This window comes from Nocardia sp. AB354, assembly GCF_049538315.1.
Classification (GTDB): Bacteria; Actinomycetota; Actinomycetes; order Mycobacteriales; family Mycobacteriaceae; genus Nocardia; species Nocardia nova.
Map to the genome: position 1 here is coordinate 1 of NZ_JBMVFU010000016.1, position 19107 is coordinate 19107.

General features: G+C 64.3%; 24 protein-coding genes. 19 read left to right on the top strand and 5 right to left on the bottom strand.

Features of this window, described 5'->3' with window-relative positions:
* The 6 genes from ACPCUW_RS22210 to ACPCUW_RS22235 all read left to right on the top strand — a co-directional run.
* The coding region (locus ACPCUW_RS22210; protein WP_423426852.1) for a type VII secretion target at positions 1–413 on the top strand (413 nt) is incomplete at its 5' end.
* Positions 410–1135 carry a hypothetical protein gene (locus ACPCUW_RS22215; protein WP_423426853.1) on the top strand — a complete coding sequence of 242 codons (726 nt, stop codon included), beginning with the start codon at positions 410–412 and terminating at the stop codon, positions 1133–1135. The genes ACPCUW_RS22210 and ACPCUW_RS22215, both read left to right, overlap by 4 nt.
* Positions 1136–1139: 4 nt before the next feature.
* Positions 1140–1634, top strand: a complete 495-nt coding sequence (locus ACPCUW_RS22220; RefSeq protein ID WP_423426855.1) for a hypothetical protein — start codon at positions 1140–1142, stop codon at positions 1632–1634.
* Complete coding sequence (locus ACPCUW_RS22225) at positions 1631–2293, top strand: hypothetical protein (RefSeq protein ID WP_423426857.1); 663 nt, start codon at positions 1631–1633, stop codon at positions 2291–2293. The genes ACPCUW_RS22220 and ACPCUW_RS22225 overlap by 4 nt, the downstream gene beginning before the upstream one ends.
* 73 nt (positions 2294–2366) lie before the next feature.
* Positions 2367–2549, top strand: coding sequence for a hypothetical protein (locus tag ACPCUW_RS22230; protein ID WP_423426858.1), 183 nt, complete (start codon positions 2367–2369; stop codon positions 2547–2549).
* 58 nt (positions 2550–2607) lie between these two features.
* Positions 2608–3000 carry a hypothetical protein gene (locus tag ACPCUW_RS22235; RefSeq protein ID WP_423426860.1) on the top strand — a complete coding sequence of 131 codons (393 nt, stop codon included), beginning with the start codon at positions 2608–2610 and terminating at the stop codon, positions 2998–3000.
* A 115-nt stretch (positions 3001–3115) separates the two neighbouring features.
* Here the strand turns inward: ACPCUW_RS22235 and ACPCUW_RS22240 are convergent, their stop codons facing one another.
* Entirely contained in the window at positions 3116–3739 is a 624-nt protein-coding gene (locus ACPCUW_RS22240; protein WP_423426862.1) for a TetR/AcrR family transcriptional regulator, read from the bottom strand.
* Positions 3740–4038: 299 nt separating this feature from the next.
* Between ACPCUW_RS22240 and ACPCUW_RS22245 the strand changes: the two genes are divergently transcribed.
* Positions 4039–5199: a lipase family protein gene (locus ACPCUW_RS22245; protein WP_423426864.1), complete on the top strand. Its 1161-nt coding sequence runs from the start codon at positions 4039–4041 to the stop codon at positions 5197–5199.
* 308 nt (positions 5200–5507) lie between these two features.
* Here the strand turns inward: ACPCUW_RS22245 and ACPCUW_RS22250 are convergent, their stop codons facing one another.
* Positions 5508–6314: a DUF3048 domain-containing protein gene (locus ACPCUW_RS22250; protein WP_423426865.1), complete on the bottom strand. Its 807-nt coding sequence runs from the start codon at positions 6312–6314 to the stop codon at positions 5508–5510.
* A gap of 344 nt (positions 6315–6658) precedes the next feature.
* Here ACPCUW_RS22250 and dapA point away from each other — a divergent pair, with 344 nt between their 5' ends.
* The 12 genes from dapA to ACPCUW_RS22310 all read left to right on the top strand — a co-directional run bounded on the left by dapA (position 6659) and on the right by ACPCUW_RS22310 (position 15381).
* The gene (gene dapA, locus ACPCUW_RS22255; RefSeq protein WP_423426867.1) at positions 6659–7549 is read left to right on the top strand and encodes a 4-hydroxy-tetrahydrodipicolinate synthase; all 891 of its coding nucleotides are present in this window, start codon (positions 6659–6661) and stop codon (positions 7547–7549) included.
* A gap of 807 nt (positions 7550–8356) precedes the next feature.
* Positions 8357–8701, top strand: coding sequence for a type VII secretion target (locus ACPCUW_RS22260; protein ID WP_423426869.1), 345 nt, complete (start codon positions 8357–8359; stop codon positions 8699–8701).
* Positions 8702–8705: 4 nt separating this feature from the next.
* A complete protein-coding gene (locus ACPCUW_RS22265; protein WP_423426870.1) occupies positions 8706–9011 on the top strand; it encodes a WXG100 family type VII secretion target in 306 nt (101 codons plus the stop codon).
* Entirely contained in the window at positions 9008–10381 is a 1374-nt protein-coding gene (locus ACPCUW_RS22270; RefSeq protein ID WP_423426872.1) for a hypothetical protein, read from the top strand. The genes ACPCUW_RS22265 and ACPCUW_RS22270 overlap by 4 nt, the downstream gene beginning before the upstream one ends.
* A gap of 37 nt (positions 10382–10418) precedes the next feature.
* Entirely contained in the window at positions 10419–10688 is a 270-nt protein-coding gene (locus ACPCUW_RS22275) for a hypothetical protein (protein WP_063027375.1), read from the top strand.
* 43 nt (positions 10689–10731) lie between these two features.
* Complete coding sequence (locus ACPCUW_RS22280; protein WP_423426874.1) at positions 10732–11175, top strand: hypothetical protein; 444 nt, start codon at positions 10732–10734, stop codon at positions 11173–11175.
* A gap of 745 nt (positions 11176–11920) precedes the next feature.
* The gene (locus ACPCUW_RS22285; RefSeq protein ID WP_423426876.1) at positions 11921–12250 is read left to right on the top strand and encodes a hypothetical protein; all 330 of its coding nucleotides are present in this window, start codon (positions 11921–11923) and stop codon (positions 12248–12250) included.
* 6 nt (positions 12251–12256) lie between these two features.
* Positions 12257–12511 (top strand): hypothetical protein, encoded by a 255-nt coding sequence (locus ACPCUW_RS22290; protein ID WP_423426877.1) that lies wholly within the window; start codon positions 12257–12259, stop codon positions 12509–12511.
* 447 nt (positions 12512–12958) lie between these two features.
* Positions 12959–13279, top strand: a complete 321-nt coding sequence (locus ACPCUW_RS22295; RefSeq protein WP_290047293.1) for a hypothetical protein — start codon at positions 12959–12961, stop codon at positions 13277–13279.
* Between the two features lie 116 nt (positions 13280–13395).
* Positions 13396–14649 carry an amidase domain-containing protein gene (locus ACPCUW_RS22300; protein WP_423426879.1) on the top strand — a complete coding sequence of 418 codons (1254 nt, stop codon included), beginning with the start codon at positions 13396–13398 and terminating at the stop codon, positions 14647–14649.
* The gene (locus tag ACPCUW_RS22305; RefSeq protein WP_423426881.1) at positions 14650–15045 is read left to right on the top strand and encodes a hypothetical protein; all 396 of its coding nucleotides are present in this window, start codon (positions 14650–14652) and stop codon (positions 15043–15045) included.
* Between the two features lie 12 nt (positions 15046–15057).
* Positions 15058–15381 (top strand): hypothetical protein, encoded by a 324-nt coding sequence (locus ACPCUW_RS22310; RefSeq protein ID WP_423426883.1) that lies wholly within the window; start codon positions 15058–15060, stop codon positions 15379–15381.
* Between the two features lie 33 nt (positions 15382–15414).
* Here the strand turns inward: ACPCUW_RS22310 and ACPCUW_RS22315 are convergent, their stop codons facing one another.
* The 3 genes from ACPCUW_RS22315 to ACPCUW_RS22325 all read right to left on the bottom strand — a co-directional run bounded on the left by ACPCUW_RS22315 (position 15415) and on the right by ACPCUW_RS22325 (position 19055).
* On the bottom strand, positions 15415–16686 hold the full coding sequence (locus tag ACPCUW_RS22315) for a cytochrome P450 (protein ID WP_423426884.1): 1272 nt from the start codon (positions 16684–16686) through the stop codon (positions 15415–15417).
* A 148-nt stretch (positions 16687–16834) separates the two neighbouring features.
* Positions 16835–18007, bottom strand: a complete 1173-nt coding sequence (locus ACPCUW_RS22320) for an aminoglycoside phosphotransferase family protein (RefSeq protein ID WP_423426885.1) — start codon at positions 18005–18007, stop codon at positions 16835–16837.
* Between the two features lie 124 nt (positions 18008–18131).
* A complete protein-coding gene (locus ACPCUW_RS22325; RefSeq protein ID WP_423426886.1) occupies positions 18132–19055 on the bottom strand; it encodes a nitroreductase/quinone reductase family protein in 924 nt (307 codons plus the stop codon).
* Positions 19056–19107: the final 52 nt, after the last annotated feature.

Here is a 19107-nt window from a genome sequence, read left to right on the forward strand (position 1 = left end):
GCGGAGAGCGCGCCGGTGGAAGTCGACCGGAACCGACCGCGGGCATCGTCCGTCCAACAGATCAGAAGTGTTCAACCCCGCACGCAAGGAGCGCGATGACCGACTTCCAAGTCGTACCCGACGATGTGGACAAGTTCAGCGGCGCGATGCGTGATCTCGCGGGCCAAGCCGGCGCAGCAGGCAGCCACGCGACGAAGTGGTTCAACCTCTCGGATGCCCACACCGGCATATTCGTCGAGGTCAAGGGGATCGTCGAGCATATCCGGCAAAATCTCGAGGACAACTACAAGCACCTCCAGACGCTGGCCGACGGCTCGGCGACCGAACTCGCCAAAGCCGCCCAGCTCTACCGAACGACCGACTACGAGCACGCTCGGCAGCTCGACGAGACATATCCGGGGAATGCGCGATGACCCGTCCCGAAGAGAAGCTGGTCGATCCTCAGGCCGACGACCCGATGCCGGGCCTGGTGTCGTTCATCGCCGGGGGAAATTTCGTCTCCCCCGCCTACTACATCTCGACCACGATCAAAACCCTCGTCGGCTTCGACGTTTACGGCTGGGCAGGAGAGAAGGTCAACGGCGACTGGGAGGCGGTCGCGAAGGCCGCCGGAGCCGCGGGCAACCTGAGCCGCTTCAATTCGGCGTATGCGGAGTCGATCAACACTCAGTGGCAACAGAGCGCCGGCGCCACCTGGCACGGTCACGCCGCCGACAGCTCGCAGACCTATTTCACACATCTCGCTGCCTGCGTCGAGTTCCAAGTTCGCCCGCTCGAAGAGATCGAACGGCAGCTGACGAATATCAGCACCGGCATGCGGGAACTGGGCCGCCGAGTCGGGGACTTCCTACAGGACATCTCCGATTTGGCCCTGCTCTGGCTCGCATCGCAAGCGGCGGAGGCGGTTCTCGCTTCCAGTCTGGTCGGCGCACCCGCCGCAGCCGCCCAAGCCGCGGTGTCCGCGGCCTACCTGGTCCAAATCGTGGCGAAGGTGGGCGAACTCATCAAACTCGTCACCACCGCGTACAAGGCGATATACGGGATGATCGGATTGCTGAACGCACTGTCGAGCCAGACGACTCCGGAAAACCTTCCCGCACTGCCGAATTCGACCTACGACCACCCGGGGGTTTGATCGAATGGAAGATCGCTCCGAAGTCAGCTTCGACGTGGCACACGGCGACATCGCGGTGTCCCGCCAACTGCGCCGTTCCCTGGAAACGATCAAGTCCGCCATAACCGACCCCGATCTGCGAAAGCAACTCGACGATGTACTGAACGGCCGCCGCGGCATGCGAGACTTCGGTACGTCCGACGCGTTCGCGGGAATCATGGACTCCGTACCCGCCGGCCAGCTGAACCGCGCCCTGACAATGCCGGAAGACCAGCGTCAGGCTCTGGCCCAAGCAGGCGAACAAGAACTCGAACGTCTGCGAGGCGATCAGCACGAGACCGCGCCCACTCCACCTCCGGGCAATGTGCCGCCGACTCCCTCGACGCCCGCGAAAGATTCCGGCAGCCCGGTGATCCCACGAACGAGAAAACCGAATCGCGAACAGCTGTACGCCCCCGATGAACCGGACGAGGACGATCTCTACTTCCAACAGCGACGCAACCGAGGATGGCTGGAGTGAACCCCCGCTCCGGCGCGCAAACCGATGTGGCAGTGCGAATTCGCCTCCGCGAGGATTTCGCGGGAGACCCCGATTTCGATCCGCAGGAAACCTTCGTCCTACAACTGGCCGACGAGCTACCCGACGTATGTACCCGCCACGGCGAGACCGCGATCGAACAGCGCAACAAGGACTTCGACTTCCGCCCGAAGACTGCCCGGCGTTCTACGGAACAACAATGGATACAGCGAACCCCTTCGTACGAAGTCCGGTTCCTGCTGCGAGGCTTCTACCGCGTCGCCACATTCAGATGGTTCGCGGTCAACCCACCATCCACCGTCCTCGAGGGAACGTGGCCGATCTGCGCGAAATGCAAACGCACGAGCCAGATTTGCCAATACACCGGACACGCGATCGTTTTTCTGGGCCTCGCCGCAATTCTCGTCATCCTCGCAGCCACCCAAACAACAACCTCCGACCACCTTCCCGTACCGCTTGTGTTGGCCGTCTTCCCGGGATGGGGGCTGTTCGGGTTGATCGCCGCATACCTGTTCTACCGCCGGTCGACGACGTTCGTACTGTTCCGGCCTATTGCCGATCTCGGGTCAGTACGGATCAGGGCACACCCGCGATTCGTCGCGGCGTTCGAATCTCGCGGGTCGGTGCCTGGGGAGGCGTAGCCCCGTCTGCTCTGCGAAATACGTGCGAACGGATACCGCAGTGCCGGGATTGGGCGACGGTGCAACCTTCGCTGTGACCACGGACCGCAACGATCAGAGCTTGATGCGACTGGCCGTGTGGCGGGGCAATCTGCTGGTGAACGTCTACGTCCGGGGCGAACAACGGCACTTCTTCTGGACCACCCAAATGTCCACCGAGGAAGCACGGCAATCGAGCATCGCGGTCGCGAAAGAGCTGCTGCGGCGCACATGGTAACGCCCCGTTCGCATTTCGCCGACAGTCGGCGGCTGCGCCGACGCTAGGAGTCCGAGACATGACAGGATCGCTATCCGACAGCGAGTTGGCGACATTCGATATCGACGCAATGCTGCGCGCCGGACTGGCCGGCGACAACGACGTCGCCCGTCGCAATCTGTTCAGTATCGGCGCGGTAGGCGCCGCAGTAATCCTGGACCGCGCGCAAACGATCCCCCGATCGCTCACCTATCTTGCCGAGGTCGTACACGCCGGCGGCATCAGCCGCGCCCTCGAATTACCCGAGCCACTGCCGACGACCCCGCAAACCGAAATCTGTCGTTCCTGGCTCACCGCGGCCGCAAGCATCGGTCACTCCGTCGAGACCGACGACCTGTTCGCACGATGGCTTGAAGCGGTCGCCACGATCCTGGCCGTGCGCATCAACGATCGTCAATCGCTGCGGGGATGAGCGGGTGGTGTGTGGGCTCGGCAGGTGGGCCGACGGCGAGGACTTCGCGGCACGACTCCGCCACGCGATCGGGAGACGAGCGACCTCGAGGCTTCCGATCGACGGACACATGGTGTCACCCTCGTTCCGCGCTCACCCCAGTCACGACCATGTTCACCAGGCGCTCGATATACGCGGCGTCGGGTCCCGGCGGTCCAATCACCTTGTGCGAGAACAAGACGTGACTCAACGCGGCCCCGGTCAACATCTCCAGCAACGTGGTGATGTTGGTGGTGGCGGGCAAGTCGCCGCGGTCGATGGCGCGCCGCACTATGTCGCGGGTCGCCGTGAATCGGCTGGCGCTGATGGTCCGGGTGAGCGGTTCGAGCAGCTCGGGAAACACCCGGGCGTCGAGTGCGACACGTAGAGCGACCAATCCGGCCTGAGATTGATAGCCGGTAAGTAGTTGGCGTGCCAGCTCCTTCAGATCACCCTGTGTTGTGCCTGTATCGATCGGGTCGTGCAGCGGCGAGACCTTCTCGAGTGCTGCGATGAGCAGTTGAATCTTGGTCGGCCACCGGCGGTAGATCGCCGCGCGGCCGACCCCGGCCGTCTTGGCGACTGCGTCGATGGTGAAGCCTGACCAGCCGGTTTCCCAGTAGACCGTCTGCACTGCGGCGAACACCCGAGCCTCGATGCCCGGGTCACGCGGACGGCCACGTGCGGGCGCGGTGTCCTGCGGTCGCCTCGGGGAACTCACGGTCTCGATTGTGCCGGACGGTCACGGTCCCGAATCCTTGACTTTCGGACACTGAGTGTCTGTAATTACTTCACGCAGCCGCCCTGTGTGTCCTGGGTCACTACTGAGGGGCTGTTGTGGGGGTCGACGGGATGGAGCAATACGCGATGGGACGCAGTGTCCGGACCTGTTCGGCAGCGCTGATAACGGCGCTTGGGATGTTGTTCACCGGAGTCGGGACGCCGCACGGCTCGGCAAACCCCGCCGATGTGCCGGCGCCATCCGGTTCGTGGGGGGCGTTCTATGATCCGCCCGCGGTCTTGCCCGGCGAAGCAGCAGGCGATGTGATCCGCGAACAGCCCTTCACCCCGGTTCTGTCGGCCCCCTCGCCGACGGGCGCTTTCCCCGGATCGGCGCGGCGCATCATGTATCGCAGCGTCGACGACGCCGGTCGCGCGATCGCCGTGACCGGCACATACTTCGAGCCCAGCACTCGGTGGCCGGGCACGGGGCCGCGGCCTTTGGTGTCGCTGGCTTCGGGAACGATCGGCGAGGGGCGCCAATGCGCGCCATCGATCGCGATGCAGTCGGTGCTGAACTACCGCCCGCCGTTCGACATGTCGATCGCCTACGAACAGCTCGCCGTCGATTATCTACTGGCACAAGGGATCGCGGTCGTCTTCACCGATTACGTCGGCCTCGGAACGCCGGGACCCCACCCCTACGGCAACCGCACCGCCTCGGCGCGTGCGGTAATCGACGCGGCACGAGCGGCGCAGCGCCTGCCGGGAACCTCATTGAGTTCGCGAGGGCCGGTTGGGTTCTGGGGCTATTCCCAAGGAGGCCACGCCGCCGCGGCCGCCGCGGAGCTCCAGCCGACCTACGCACCGGAGCTGAACATGAAGGGCACCTACGCCGGCGCCCCGCCGGTCAAACTCGACGACACCCTGGCCCGAGCAGAAGGAAGCACCCTGATCGGAGCCGTCGGCTATTTCCTCAACGGCGCCGTGCGCACCAACCCGGAGATCCAACCCGTGCTCGACCGTGTCCTCAACGATCAGGGCCGCGGCATGATGCGCAACACGGCCAACCAGTGCGTCGCGGAAACCTTGCTGAGCTACTCGTTCCAGCACACCTCGCAATGGACCACCACCGGCGAATCGCTGGGCGCGGCGGTCGTCGGCGACCCGGTCGGGCGACGCATCGTCGAAGAACAGGCGGTCGGAAACCTCACCCCCGCCTCACCAGTCCTGCTCGCCGCCAACGTCAATGACGACGCGGTCCCCTACAGTCGCGTGCACGATCTCGCGCAAACCTGGTGTTCGCGCGGGGTTCCGGTCACCCTCGATACCATCGAGCTGCCACCGCTCGTCCCGGGAACCGCTGTCGGCCACGGGATTCCCGAGTTCGCCAACGTCCCGAGAGCCGCCGCGTGGATGATCGACCGCTTCAACGATGCACCTGCGCCGCGCTGCGCCTGATGCGGGGGTGTCTCTGAACCATGCTCCATCGCGACCAGCTGTACGCCGGACTAGTACGATTCCTGGCCCCACATGACGGCGGCGTGAATTGCGCGTCGATCAGTAACCCGGCGCGGCCCACCGGGAACCGATAACGGGGATCATCCCCAACATGATGGACCCGAAACCGTTCTTGGTATCCATATCCATCGATCCCGCCGCAGTCTCGGGCCGGAGCAACGGTGGTGTCCCACTCCCCTGGCCCGGCGGTCGGTACTTCGCTGACATCTCCGAATTCGGCATCATCGGTCACACCGCCAGAACATGAATCACCAGAGCTGCTCTGGAATCAGAACTGTCCAGACCCGCCCCGGCGCGAAGGGGATGGCTGCACCAGTGGGGGTTGTATAGGTTGTGCCCGCCTCCGGGGAGGGCCGGGACCACACGGCCGGGAACGCTTGACCGTCGCGAAGTACGAGTGCCTGACCGCTACCTGTCGTATGGGCCAGAGGTGAGACGCTGCCCGCCACGTCGCTGATGGCCGAGTTCTGCACCTGCACACTCTGCAGCACGACCGTACTTGCCATGAGCTGTCCGGTATCGGCAGCGGTGTAGGCAGCACCGTCCATGGACACCAGCCAGCCGTGATCGCTGGGTGACCAGTCGAAACCGATCACCGCGGCCGGATACCGCGCTTCCTCATGTTGCGTGGGCCGGCCGCCGGCGGGCGCAGGACCGAAGTGCAGTTGCGAAGCCTCCGGCCAGCCGCCGCCTTCGGGCAACTGATCGGAGCGGACGAACAGGTTGTGTGGCGCGGCGCGACTGTAATCGCGGTAGTACGCCGCGGGTTGCAGATCGGCCGAGGCGTTCTGGAGCGAGGAGGAATCGATGGCGGGAATCAACTCGGGTGCGGAACCAGAGGATGCCAACGTCGGGTTACCGAACTGGGCCAACAGCGTCAGATCCGTTTCCCGCGCACTCCGGACAGGTCCGATCACCGGGGGTTTCTGTGTCGAGAACACCGCGGCCAGCCGACTCAAACCACCCTCGACCGGCTCGACGTAGACAACATCGGCGGCTCCGAGCCCAACCGGTGGGCGTGCCTGCGGACTGTTGTCTATCTTCGCGACCAGCACGGGCACCCCTACTGGTGAGGGTGGGGGCGAGTCAGGTGCCGCCTGCTCGGGTCCGGTGCGGGTGCCGGTGCCAGTGCCGGTGCGGGCGGCGGGGCCGGTGTCGGTGCCGCTACTGCACGCGAACGTAGTGCACATTCCCAAGGTCATCAGGAACGCGGCAATCCACACCCACCATCGCTGTTGCATAAGGCAAACCTCTAGCTACCAATTTACGCCGCGCTCGACCACTCGGGCCGGTCGCTGGTTGAGGCTTATGCCCCCGGCGAGCGCCCGTGAGTCACCCGACGACCCGCGGCGCGTGGGCACGGACAGGCGGTGAGGTGCTCGCCTGTAATCTCACGATCATGGTGGACACCCCCTTCGGTCGAGTCATCACGGCGATGGTGACCCCCATGCACGTCGACGGCTCGATCGACTACGACGGCCTGCAGAACCTCGCCGTATATCTCGCCGACCACGGCCATGACGGATTGCTGGTCAACGGGACCACAGGTGAGTCCGCCACCACCACCGACGAGGAGGACTACGCCTGCGTGCGGGCGGTGGTCGAGGCCGTGGGCGACCGTGTCCAGGTGATGGCCGGCTGCGGCACCAACGACACCGAGCACTCCACTCGTGCGGCGCGTGAGATGGTCAGCTGTGGCGCCGACGCTCTGCTCGTCGTCACGCCGTATTACAACAAGCCGCCGCAGGACTGCATCCTCGAACACTTCCGTCTGGTCGCCGAGGCCGGCGGCGGTGTGCCCGTCATGCTGTACGACATCCCGGGCCGGACCGGGACGGCGCTGAGCACCGACACCATTCTCCGCGCGGCCGACATTCCCGCCGTTCGCGCCGTCAAAGATGCCAAGGGCGATTTCTTCGAGGCCAGTCGGATCATGTCGAAGACCGACCTGCTCTGGTATTCCGGCGACGACGTCGTCAACCTGCCCCACCTCGCTCAAGGCGCGACCGGCATCGTATCGGTGGTCGGTCACGTCGCGGGCGATCGCTACGCGGAGATGATCGCCGCCGTCGACCGCGGTGACCTGTCTCGGGCACGCGAGATCCACCAGCGTCTCATCCCTGCCGTCGATGCGATCATGCACGTCTCGCAGGGCGCCATTCAGGCCAAAGCCGCGATGAAAATGCTCGGTATCATCTCCTCCGATGCGCTGCGTATGCCATACCGGCAGGGCCCGGCGGAGCATCAGCACCGCCTGCGCGCCGGCCTCGCGGAAGCCGGCCTGTTGTAGACAGGCGCGTGAATATCACCGTGCAGCAACCCAAGTCGAATCAGCTACCTTGGCCGAAGCCGAACGGTGAGAACCACCCCTCTCCCCGCGAGAGACCAGTACCTGTCGGCCTAGGACCACGAAGAACACGGATACGTCAGTCATCGAAGTCGAGCCGAATCTCCCACTGGTCGTCCAACTCCGACCGAAGCCGCTCGCCTACGCGGCGCCCTTCGTCCCAGAAGGGTTGCTCGGCAGTCGGCGAGTCGAACGTCGGATCAGCAGGATCGTTGACTAGATCGTAGGTCGAATCCCAACGGGCTGCTCAGTCGCCGAGCGCGCGCACCAGGGCCGATGAAAAACCCAGTGGTCGCGGAGACGTTGTCGCACACACCATTTCGATACACCCAGGTGGGGTGGCTTGGATCTCTGGTCGAATTATGAGATCTGGCGTCCATATTGTTCATCACGAGGTCACCGTCCGCCGGGGCTCACTCTGCGCGGGCAGTTCTCCAATCTTCCTGCTGTGCAATACTTCGCGCGACAGCTTGTCGAGATGCCGACGCTCGAGGCCGAGTCGCCGGACGGAGGTGCGGTGACACCGTTCGACTCGGACGCCGCACTCACCGAACCCGCGCCGACAAATGCGACTCCCGGAACATCTCCTGCGCCGGGCTGGTACCGGACCCACAGCGTGTGGCCAACTGGCGATCGTGGAGCGGCTCGGCGTGGACCGACTACACCGGTTGATCAGCTGCATGTTCACGCGTCGGTCATCACACTCGATGATGATGGACGGACGGACCGCTGATCGCTTAGCATCGCCGTGTGACTGATAGCGGGGGGAATATTCCAGCTCTTGGCCAGGGGTTTTCGGTTCTCCCGAACCAGGTGCGTGATGTCGGGATCTACATCTACAGCTTGGCTGGCACCTTGTCCGGAGCTCTGAATTCCGCGGCCGAGGAAGTCTCCGAACTGCTCAACGGCAGCTGGACCGGCGACTACGCCGACGAATTCTCCGAGGGCTGGACCGAGGTCCACGACGGCGGGCGGCAGATCTTCGCGGCACTGACCACCATGGCGGAAAAGCTCGGAGTCGTCGCCGAAACATTCCAGTCGATGGATGCGAACAATGCTGCGGCGCTAGATATCCCGAAGCTGAACTGGACGTAGTCCGATGGCTTCACAGTTCTCGGTCGACCTCGAACACCTCGACCAGATCGTGTCCCGGCTGTCCGGTCTGGCTGGCTTCATCGCTGACCATCTCGCCGATATCGAACACCGTGTCGCAGCCCTCCAAGGCACCGGCTGGGAGGGTGTGGCCGCCCGCGCCTATGACGACGCACACCGCGAATGGGTTAGTGGCGCAGAGGAACTCGTCGAAGGCGTCAAGGATATGAGCGACGCTGCCAGACAAGCCCACACTGCGTACAGCACGGCACTGGAACTCAACGGGCGGATGCTGCGGAGCGGGCAACAGTGATCGTCGACTGGCAGATCTACTACGACGCCGCCAAGAAATGCCGTGACCTGGCCGACGAACTGCGTAAGGCCGACAAGCCTGTCCACGACGCGATCAGGGGCGACTGCCTAGGCATGGCCGGCGACGCCCCCGGCTGCGCGGACTGGGGCAAGGCCTACGACATGGCCGCCAGACAGACCCTGCAGGCCAGCGCGAGCCTGGCCAATGCGCTGACCAACTACGGTGCGGTGCTGTACGCGATGGGCCACAACTACGGCGTCGCCAACAAATCCAATCCCTCCCCGCCGCAACCCGATGTCAGCCAGGTCGGCGAATACAAGGTCTCCCTCCCGTCCTCGGTGGCCGACAACGGGCCCGGCCTCGACGATCACGGCGCGGTCAAGGAATTCTTCGACAAGCTGCTGGCCAAGGTGCTCAACAACTTCGGGAAGCTCCCCAACGGCGACAAAAACAAACTCGACAGGGCCCACACCGTCTGGGACACCTTCGCCAAGCACCCCACCGTCACCAGCGCCGCCGCCGGCATCTCCGGGATCTCGGCGATGTTCGACGGAATGGACGACGCCAGCCACCGGAGCCTGCTGCAGGACCATTTCGCCACCCTGAAAACCAGCGCCGACACCGTCGCCACCTCCGCCCAGCAGATGGCCGCTCCCGTCGCGGACTATCGCGACGCCACGGTCGCGCTCGGCAGCGACACCAGCAGCAAGATCAACACCCTCGAACTGACCATCGCGATCACTGCGATCGCCGGTGGTCTGCTGGCTCTGTTCAGCGCCGGTACCTCCGCGGTCGCCGCGACCGCGGCCATCGACGCCGACGTCGTCACCACCATGGAGGCCATTCAGACCGCCTACCAGGCCAGCCGGATGAAGACCGTGATCGGCCTTGCGGCCCTCGCCGCCGGTGCCACCGCCACCATCGACGCCTTCCACGCCCTGCCCACCATCGACCTGGACAAGGCCGTCACCAACCTCGCCACCATCATCGCGATGAAGGTCATCGTCGCCGCGGACGGCGCGATGACGGTGGCGACCAAATACGAAGATCTGCCGCAGGCTCCGGGCATTCCACTCGGCGGCCTCACCGATGAATCCGAGGCCTACATCAACGGAAAGCATGTTCAGGGCGGCCACAACGTCACGCCCGACAAAAGCACCTTCCCCGAAGGTACAGACCTCGATGCACTGACCGAGGCCGCGGAGAACGTCACAGCTCGCGGGCCGAACGATTACGGCAACTACGAACGTGAGGTGGATGCCGGGCACCCCGTCGGAAACAAGTCGCAGAACAACGGCGGCCAACCGACGAACAAGTACAAGGTGATCACGGACAGGTGGGGTACCGTCATAAACATGTTCCCCGAATAAGGAGGATGAGTTGGGGATTACGATAAGCATACAGAACATGAACCACAACGAGATGGAGTCGTTCTCCGGCGCTGCCGCCGACACGCTCTCGGATATAGTCTTGGATTCACCCACCGGTCCGATGATGCGCGGAATTCATAAATACGCCGACACCATGTTCAATTCATACCAATTGAAATTCTTTCTGGAGGAGCTGGATTCCGCGAATCCGCGGAGCGACTCGGAGCGAGAACTGTTCTCCATCCTGCGGCGAGCATCGGAATCGGCGATCCGGCAGCAAGGTTACCTGTGGTTCAGTGGTGACTGACCGAGGTGGGCTGGTAATCAGCACACCCATGCGCGGAGGACATATGAGGAACCAAAAAGCCGAGCGGACGTTCACTCTGAGTGCGACGGACTTCAGCGTTGCGCGGCAGCTGACTCACGAACTTTCGAACATCGCACAGGTCGAGCTGCAAGGCATCGGATGGACCGCCGATACAAAGCAGTTCCTCAAAAATCTCATGTATTCGGTTTCTCGCGAATTGGAAGAACCGAAACAAGTACAGTTGACGATTCGAGAAATCGACAACCACACAGCAGCGGAGCTTGATGCGAAACGGCGGTCCGCGAAGCAAAGCGATCCTGAAGCGCCGATCCACAGGACTATCCCTGAAAGCATCGTGAAAATTTGGCTCACAGCGCTCCGCATAGTATGGCAGCACCTCGGGCCTTTAGAGGGCAGGTACCGAACCGGCTACGACGAGCACGAGATAGAACACGCTCTCGCCGCCATGGAAGTAATGGCCCACTGATTCGAACCCTATCTGTAGGAGCGACGTAGTCGACCACAGCACAGCGCGCCGGATTCCCCCTCCTTCCACGACGCCTTACCGCTTGGCAGTCCGCCATCAGCCTGCCGGGCCCTCTCGACGGATGAGATACGATCTTGCACCCGTTGCCCGCTAGGTCGGCACGTTGGATGCGTTTTCAAGCAGAGCGGTGGTTATGCGCCGGCGGTCAGCGAGTAGGTTGCAGCACGCATCCGTTCGAACCCCGTGCGATGCCCTCCCAGAAACCGAGGAGTGAATTGGCCGGCTTTTCTGCCGGCCGAAGCGGACGTCCGCCTCGGTTTCCATTCCGTCCCTTGGCAATCCGGCCTACGATACCCACCCAGCGCGAGCGGGCCACCGCTAATGTCGGACTTCATGCACAACAGGTCCGATGGTTGCACCGTGCAGCTCCGCCTCCTGACGGGCGACCCCCACGGCGTCAAGATTCTCAGGCGTGCCCGATGGGATGGATACGCCCTCGCCGTCCCCCGGGCCGATGTGGAAACCAAACCGCGCGGGAACTCGAAAAGCTGAATAAGGGCGGAACCGTCATCCTGCTCGGTTCCACCACCGACAATCGGGCCCTTGTCCGTGTCGGCCATGCCAATCCAGCTGCGCCGAAGCCCGTAGGTACCAGCGGCGGCAAGCAGACGGCCACCCTGTAACAGGGCTCGAACTCCCCGCGATCCAGCAGTGGTCCTCGATGGGGTTCGAGTAGGGGTTCGATATGGGGAGCAAGTCGGTAGGCGGCGCGTCCAGTGCCGTCGCGGCATCCGCACACGCCGCGTGCGCGCGGTTCCGGGGCACCGATCCGCTGGTGGTCGGCCGGACGCGACGCAAACTTGCTACCGATGTCGGCTTCGCCGACGATTCGGGTCGTATTCCCGAGGCACGATGGATGCGGGCGATGACCTTCGAGCGGTTGGTGCGCGACACCAAGTTCGTCAGCGAAATTGGCCAGTGGGTCCTCGCAAGCAGTCGGTCCGCCTATCCGCGCGAAGCCCCCCGATTTACTCCGAAATATGATCACTTCACACTATGCTGGCTCGAACGCTGAAACCTGATGCAGTTGTTCGAGAGGAACACCATGAAACGGCTTGCCGTCCTCGCCGTCGCAGCCGCCGCCTTCGGTATCGCTCCCGCGGGCATCGCCGGCGCAGAAGCCGGAATACCCTTGGAGTACAGCAACACTGACCAGATCACCGCGAACTCACCCGTCGTCCTGCAAACCGGCTCGACGGTGATCGATCTGCTCGCGTACATCGGTGCCGGCTGCATCGGCAGCTGGAGCCCGGCTCCGCCCGCGCACTGCCTTTGATTCCGGATTCCGATGATTCGGATCGACGGCTCATCACCACCTCGAGCCCGGCCCGCGGAACCACATCAGCGATCCGCCGGCCACCCGCCGATCGACGCCGGTTCGACAGCATCACGCGCCCGACCGCACCGACCTCGCTCCCACCCGCGACACTCTGAGACAATAGGGACGTGAGCACCACCATCAGCCACAAAAGTGGACATCGACTCGGCGACCTGACCGGCGCCGCGACCGGGACAGCGGCGCTCGTCGCCCGGTAATTCGATGTCTGACCAGGAAGTACCGGGATCGCGATCCGCACCGAAGGACACCGGGGCGGGCGCGCCGAAGGTTGTCCAGCTGCCCCGGCGTCCCCGGCGGGTGGCGCAGGACGCTGCCCAACCCGCCCGCAAGACGTGGCGTTCGGAGGGCAGCCGTGTCAACGATCCGCCGCCGACCAGACCCGTCATGCGATCGGAATTGCAGCGGGAGACCGGGGCGTGGCCGGTGAATCCCGCTGCGGCGTGGCACGGCCCCGCGGTGGGCGATTCGAGCCCTGCGGCGGATGACGCCTGCCCCGGCGATCAGGACGCGAGCGTCGTCGATCTGGACGAACTGCGGCGGAAACGAGCTGGTGAAGCTGCCCCAGCCGCTGGCATCCGGCGGATCGCCAAACCGCGCCGGATCGGCAAAGGCGCGGCTGATGGCTCCGGCGGCGAGACCGACAGCCGCCAGAATGCTCAGGATTCTCCGTCGACCGAGGGGTATACCGGCCGACACCGCAAATAGCCCGGCGGCGTGCGGTTCGTCCAGCCGAGATCGCCGCTCCACCAAATTTGTTCCATTTGCCCGTTTTTGGCGTTTTGACTACCCTCAGACCACCATCGAAGGCACGGGGGACGGTCATGGATCTGCATCAACTTCGGTATGCCAATCCGGGCAGCTGGCAGGCCGCGGCGGACGATCTGCTGGCGGCGGCCAAGGACTGCGAGGAGGCCGTCGCCGAGATCCATGCCAACGGATCGCGGCGGCTGGAGGAATCCTGGACCGACTATCTGGGTGAGCTCGTGCGCGGGCGGATCTCCGATGTCACGGGAAAGTTGGAGGAGATCGGCGTCCTGCTGCGCGGCGCCGTCACCGCGCTGGACACGTTGGAGGATGCGGCTCGGATCGCGCAGGCACAGGCAAGTTCGGCGATCACGGCGGGAACCGTTGCGGGCCTGGAACTCGACGGCGACGTTCTGGTCGTACCCGCCGGGCATCACGATCCGGAGACCGCGGCGGATGACTGCCGGCGGTACAACGCGCTGCTCCTGGATGCGATCGATGCGGCGAATCGTGCCGACCAGGAAGTCGCCGGCGCGTTGCGCAAACTGAATATCAACGTCGACACCAGCTCGCTCGACGATGCGCTGAAACAGCAGTCCGCGGCAGTGGCCGACGCACTCGACGCCATTCGCGAGACCCTGCCGCAGGGCCAGCCCCCCGATGTGGTGAAGGCGTGGTGGGACTCGCTGGCCGTCGATCGGCGCACACAACTCATGTTGGCGGTGCCGGTCGAACTTCACGACCTCAACGGAATCCCCGACAGCGTGAAGAAGGAGCTCGAGGGTTCCAACGGCTACAACGCTGTGAAGGCGGTGCAGTTCGCTCGCGACCACGCGAACGATACCTCGATCGACAAATTCCAGAACAACTGCGCGAACTTCGTTTCCACCACCCTCGCGTCGGCCGGCCTCGACTACAAAGGCACCCTGACCACCGATTCGGACGGCTGGAACCGCAGCCGGGCCGCAGGAATCAACTTCGACCCGCCGGGGCCCGGTTCCCTGCAGGGACTGAGCCACAGCGATACCTGGTTCAATGCCGAGAAGCAGAAGAACTTCTTCCTGAACAATGGGGCGGAGGAGGTCGGGACCGCTGGCGCGAAACCCGGTGATCTCGTCTACTGGGAGCACACGCAGAACGTCGGCGACTACAAGCCGGGCGAAGCGCACCACACGGCGGTGGTCACCGCGGTGCTTCCCAACGGTGACATCCTCTACTCCCAGCACACCACCAACGGGAAGGACTTCAGCCTGACCGACCGGATCGGATTCTCGAATCAGGACGGCGGCACACAGAACGTGCGGATCATTCGGCCGAAGGAGACCTGGTAGTTGAAACGCCCCGCGATCATGTCTGCCGCGATCTTCCTCGCCTGCTTCGCATCTGCCGTTCTCCTACTGGTGGTGGCCGATCACAAACTCGCGGAGCGGACGGACACTCTTCTCGAATCGCATTGTGCGCGAAGCATTCCCGTTCCGACGGCCGCCACCGCCTCCAGCTGGGCCGCGACGGCCCTCTTGATCTGTGCTGCCGCAGCGGCAGTGGTGTTCATCGTGGCCGCTGCGCGATTCTCCTCGACCCCGAGGAAGGTCCTCGCGATTGTCGTCGCGGCGTCGGCGGTGATCATCAGCGTCGGTTACGCGTTGGTCGTGGGATCCGCGCTGCTGCAATCGAATACCGACGAACCGATCTCGCCTCGCTACCATCCGTGCGAAGCGTTCTTCTGACAGGGCTTCATCATGACAGACGTTTGTATCGACCCGGCCACCGCGCAACAGGCCGGGGTGGACATCTCCACCAACAGCAATGAATCCCGAACCCGGCTCGAGCAACAATTCGATGAGATCGAACCGGCGCGGCAAGCGAACGACGGCTGGCAGAGCGGACCGGCGCTCGTCGATTTCGCGTCGGCGCGGAAACAGGACATCTTGTCCAGCCTGGCGGAACTCGAGAGCATCGGAAAGAAGATCGTCGAGGTCGTCAGCGCGCGAACCAGCGTCGACGAACGGTATGCGACCAGTCTCGGTCGGATCGGGAAGGCCGTGGACTCCATGTCCGAATAGCAGTGGTCGCGCGATCCTCGGCCTGCTCGGCTCTCACCCCGGCATTGCCGGCTTGTTGTTCAAGTTCAGCGGCTCGGTCCGCGGGAATGTCACCGGCAAAGCGGTCAAGGCCCGGTGGAACGGTCCTGGTCGCCAGCTCGGCGCATCCGTCGCGAGCTCGATTTCGGGGAGGGCGTCGAGGAGTTGGTCGATCGCTTCCTGGGCGATCAGATAGGCGATGGACTGGGCGGGGCACGCGTGCGGGCCGATGCCCCACGCCAGGTGGGATCGGTTGCCCGTCATATCGTCACTGCGAATGACGGGATCGTTGTTGCAGGCGGCCATGCTGATCACCACCGGCTGATGGGCGGGGAGCCAGACATCGTCGATCAGCATGGGCTGGCGCGGATAGGTGATCAGGAGGTTCGCCAGCGGGGGGTCGTTGAACAACACCTCGTCCACCGCGTCGCGGGAGGAGAGATTGCCGCCGAGCACGCTACCGCCGAAACGGTCCTCGGTGAGGACCAGCAGCAAGGTGTTGGCGATGAGGTTCAGCTCGAATTCGATTCCGGTGCCGTAGATCTGGGAGACGTGGTGGGAGACCTCGGTGTCGTCGAGGGCGGCCGGGTGTTGTTGCAGTACCGAGGTGATGTCGTTGCTCGGGGTGGCTCGTTTGAGGCGCACCAGACTCATCAGCGCCTCGCCGAGGATGCGGTTGCCCTGTTCGGCGTCGACGCCTTCGAGCAGTTTGGCCGTTCCGGCCGCGACCTGCGCGCCGATCTCGGGCGGGCAACCGAGCATCACGTTCACGAGTTCGAACGCGAGGGGGTAGATGTACTGGGTGATCAGTTCCGCCTTGCCGTCCTGGCAGAAGCTGTTGATCAGGGGAAGCGTGGCCTTCTCGACCGCCGCGCGCAACGAGTGCAGGTCGACGGCGTCGATACCGGCGGTGATGGCCTCACGGTAGCGGTGGAAATCGGCACCGGAACTTCTGCTGGCCATCGGGCGCCATTCCAGCAGCGGAAGAATCGGGCAATCCGAGGGCACGGTCTGCTGCCACACGCGCGGGTCTGCGGGAAAGTGTTCGGGGTCGTTGAGAATTCGTACCGCGGTGCGGTAGCCGATCACCAGCGTCGCGGGCACGCCCGGCGCCAGTTCGACGGGCGCGAGCGAGCCGTACCTGCTGCGCATTTCGCGGTAGACGCGGTGCGGGTCGTCGGAGAAATCCGGGGTGAACAGCGGGACTCGCGGGCCGTCGGAACTCGTCGGAGAGCCGTGGGCAACGGGACACATCGTCGGGCGGGTCGGGAACTGTGACGTAGTCATCAACCACTCCAGTTGTCGTATCGCACGCTGCGTCGAACTGCATGACGCGATGTCGCGCGCGTCGAAGGCTGCGGTAGTCGCACCGGACGACCCTGGCCGGGACGACCATCGGCAGCACGATGATCATTCGTGGTAAAGCGTTGGTGCGTCAGACGCCGAGGGCGCCCAGCGAATCGTTGTCGTCGATGGCCGTGGTGATGCGCCGTAACAGGGTCAGGCAGGTTTCGTTCGACTGCATCTTGGGCTGATAACTCGCACGCCCGATGGTGAAAGCCCATGCGGCGTAGGCGAACAGCGACTGCTGCCGGTAGAGCAACCAGGCGTCCTCGAAGGCCGGGGGCTTGCCGCCGGCCTCTCCCAGTTCGTGCAGGTAGGCCGCCAGCAGGTCCCTGTCCCATAGTCGGCGGTCTTCCGGCTCGCATCCGGAATTGACGGTGTAGGCGAAATCGTGTGCCCATCCGCCCCGCATCACGACCTGCCAGTCCACGAAACCCATGCGGCCGGCGCTCGTGCGGTAGGTCTGCCCGATGTGGGGATCGCCGTGCAGTAGTGTCGGCGGAACCTCTTCGGTCGCGATGGTGACCGCCCGCTCGACGCCGGCCCACAGCCGTTCGCTGCTGCCGTGCAGGGCGGGCGGAACAACCTCCTCCGCGCGGCGCAGGCCCACTTCGCACCGCTTCTTCATATCGATCGCGGACAGATACACATCGAGCATGTACGCCGGGGTGTTGAGGACGTCGATCGCCTCGGATTCCCAGAAGGTGCCGTGCAGGCGGGCGAGATTGCGGACCAGATCCTCGGCTTGCTCGCGGGTGATCGAGGCGGTGGGTTCGCTGAAGACGGCGCCTCGAGTCGCGGCGATGTCCTCCATCAGGGCGATCGACCGCCACGAGGCCGGGTCGGACGCGCCCCAGTATCCGATCGGCGCCTCGATGTCGACGGCGAGGCGGAAGTCGCGGAAGAACCGGGTTTCCCCGTCGATCATCTTTCCGCCGCCCAGCAGGATCCGCTGGCTGAAACTGGTGGTGGTCTTGGCGAACAAGCGGGTCGGCAACTGCGCCCGGGTCCCCACATCGTTGTATTCGACCGTGATCGCCACCCTCGTCGAGGTGCCGCTGCTGCCGTTGGACGTCTCGAAGCCCGACACCTCGGCCCCGGGAACATCGCGGCACAGCACCGCGGTCAGCCATTCGGGGGTGATCTTGTCACCGGAGATCGGCACGTCGGCGAGGGAGCGCAATCTGGGTCCGTGAATCTTCTCGCCCAGCATCCGGGTTCCGACGGTGACAGAACGACCGAGCAACCAGAGCTTGTGATTCACGCACGTATCTCGATTCCACTGTAAGACAACGATTATCCGAGCGATCCGGCGCCTCCACCGATCGCGGCGCCAGAGGCACAGTACCTTACATCAGTCGAAAGCGTTGTAAGACAATGAATTGGCCTCAGGAGACCGGCTCGATGCGAAAGACGGCGCAGCGGCCCGCCGCGTCCGCGAAGCTGTCCGGCGAGCCGAATTCGACCAGACCATTCCTGACGAAAGCTTGTGCACCCCTCGGATTTTGGACAGGAAACGCACGCAGCATCGGTTGGCGCTGCGGTTCGGGCACTTCGATCAGATTCACGACCCGCGATTTCCGGCCGCGAGCGAGCACACCGCGTCCTGCCGCGCGGGCATTCTCGACCCATTCGGCGTTCGGATAGGCCTGCACGAGGTACCGGTCGCCGTCGAGCTGTATCGGGGCGACGGGCGTGGTCCGGGGAATTCCCGTCGAACGACCCGCAACGGTGAGCAGGTGGATGGGGCCGAACGGCAGGCCGATGCGATGGGCGGTGACGACGATGCGATTGCGGAAGTCGCGCCGCGAGGGCGACCGATGCGGATTGCCCTTCCGGCCGATGCCCTCGTCGGTCGCGGTGAATCCGACCACCGCGACGATCACCAGAACGAATGCGGCTACGGCGCAGCCGGTTCGGGTGAAATGGAACAGTTCCCAGCGTCGCAGGATATCGGCGTAATTCGCCGGCGGGGTGCCCACCGCCCACCGTTTGATCTGCTGATTGATCGGCACGTTCCCGAATCGCGTCACCAGGAAGGAGAGCAACACCAGCACCGTCGCGCTCGCGACGATCCGACGCTGCCCTCCCCGCGCTCGCACCGCGAGCACCAAGGTACCGAGCACCGCCAGCGCCATCAGCGATTGCATGACGGGGCCGTTGACTCGCATGAGCGCGACATGGAACGTGAACCGAACATCAAGGGGCACTTCACGAAACGCGTACAGCACATTGACGGCGCCGTAGCCGAACGCCCCGGCCAGCAGACCGGGGAACAGGAGTGCGGCTCCCCGGACAAGTTTCGACAGCATCGAGACTCCCATCTGAGTATCGCAACATCGAGTTGCGATATCGTCAGCATGC

Excerpts from the sequence above, each read along its gene's own strand:
- ACPCUW_RS22220 (WP_423426855.1), top strand. The coding sequence starts at position 1,140 with ATGGAAGATCGCTCCGAAGTCAGCTTCGACGTGGCACACGGCGACATC.
- ACPCUW_RS22325 (WP_423426886.1), bottom strand. The coding sequence starts at position 19,055 with ATGCTGTCGAAACTTGTCCGGGGAGCCGCACTCCTGTTCCCCGGTCTG.
- ACPCUW_RS22310 (WP_423426883.1), top strand. The coding sequence starts at position 15,058 with ATGACAGACGTTTGTATCGACCCGGCCACCGCGCAACAGGCCGGGGTG.
- ACPCUW_RS22280 (WP_423426874.1), top strand. The coding sequence starts at position 10,732 with ATGAGGAACCAAAAAGCCGAGCGGACGTTCACTCTGAGTGCGACGGAC.
- ACPCUW_RS22295 (WP_290047293.1), top strand. The coding sequence starts at position 12,959 with ATGCGATCGGAATTGCAGCGGGAGACCGGGGCGTGGCCGGTGAATCCC.
- ACPCUW_RS22275 (WP_063027375.1), top strand. The coding sequence starts at position 10,419 with ATGAACCACAACGAGATGGAGTCGTTCTCCGGCGCTGCCGCCGACACG.
- ACPCUW_RS22315 (WP_423426884.1), bottom strand. The coding sequence starts at position 16,686 with ATGACTACGTCACAGTTCCCGACCCGCCCGACGATGTGTCCCGTTGCC.
- ACPCUW_RS22265 (WP_423426870.1), top strand. The coding sequence starts at position 8,706 with ATGGCTTCACAGTTCTCGGTCGACCTCGAACACCTCGACCAGATCGTG.
- ACPCUW_RS22285 (WP_423426876.1), top strand. The coding sequence starts at position 11,921 with ATGGGGAGCAAGTCGGTAGGCGGCGCGTCCAGTGCCGTCGCGGCATCC.
- ACPCUW_RS22290 (WP_423426877.1), top strand. The coding sequence starts at position 12,257 with ATGCAGTTGTTCGAGAGGAACACCATGAAACGGCTTGCCGTCCTCGCC.
- ACPCUW_RS22300 (WP_423426879.1), top strand. The coding sequence starts at position 13,396 with ATGGATCTGCATCAACTTCGGTATGCCAATCCGGGCAGCTGGCAGGCC.
- ACPCUW_RS22235 (WP_423426860.1), top strand. The coding sequence starts at position 2,608 with ATGACAGGATCGCTATCCGACAGCGAGTTGGCGACATTCGATATCGAC.
- dapA (WP_423426867.1), top strand. The coding sequence starts at position 6,659 with ATGGTGGACACCCCCTTCGGTCGAGTCATCACGGCGATGGTGACCCCC.
- ACPCUW_RS22215 (WP_423426853.1), top strand. The coding sequence starts at position 410 with ATGACCCGTCCCGAAGAGAAGCTGGTCGATCCTCAGGCCGACGACCCG.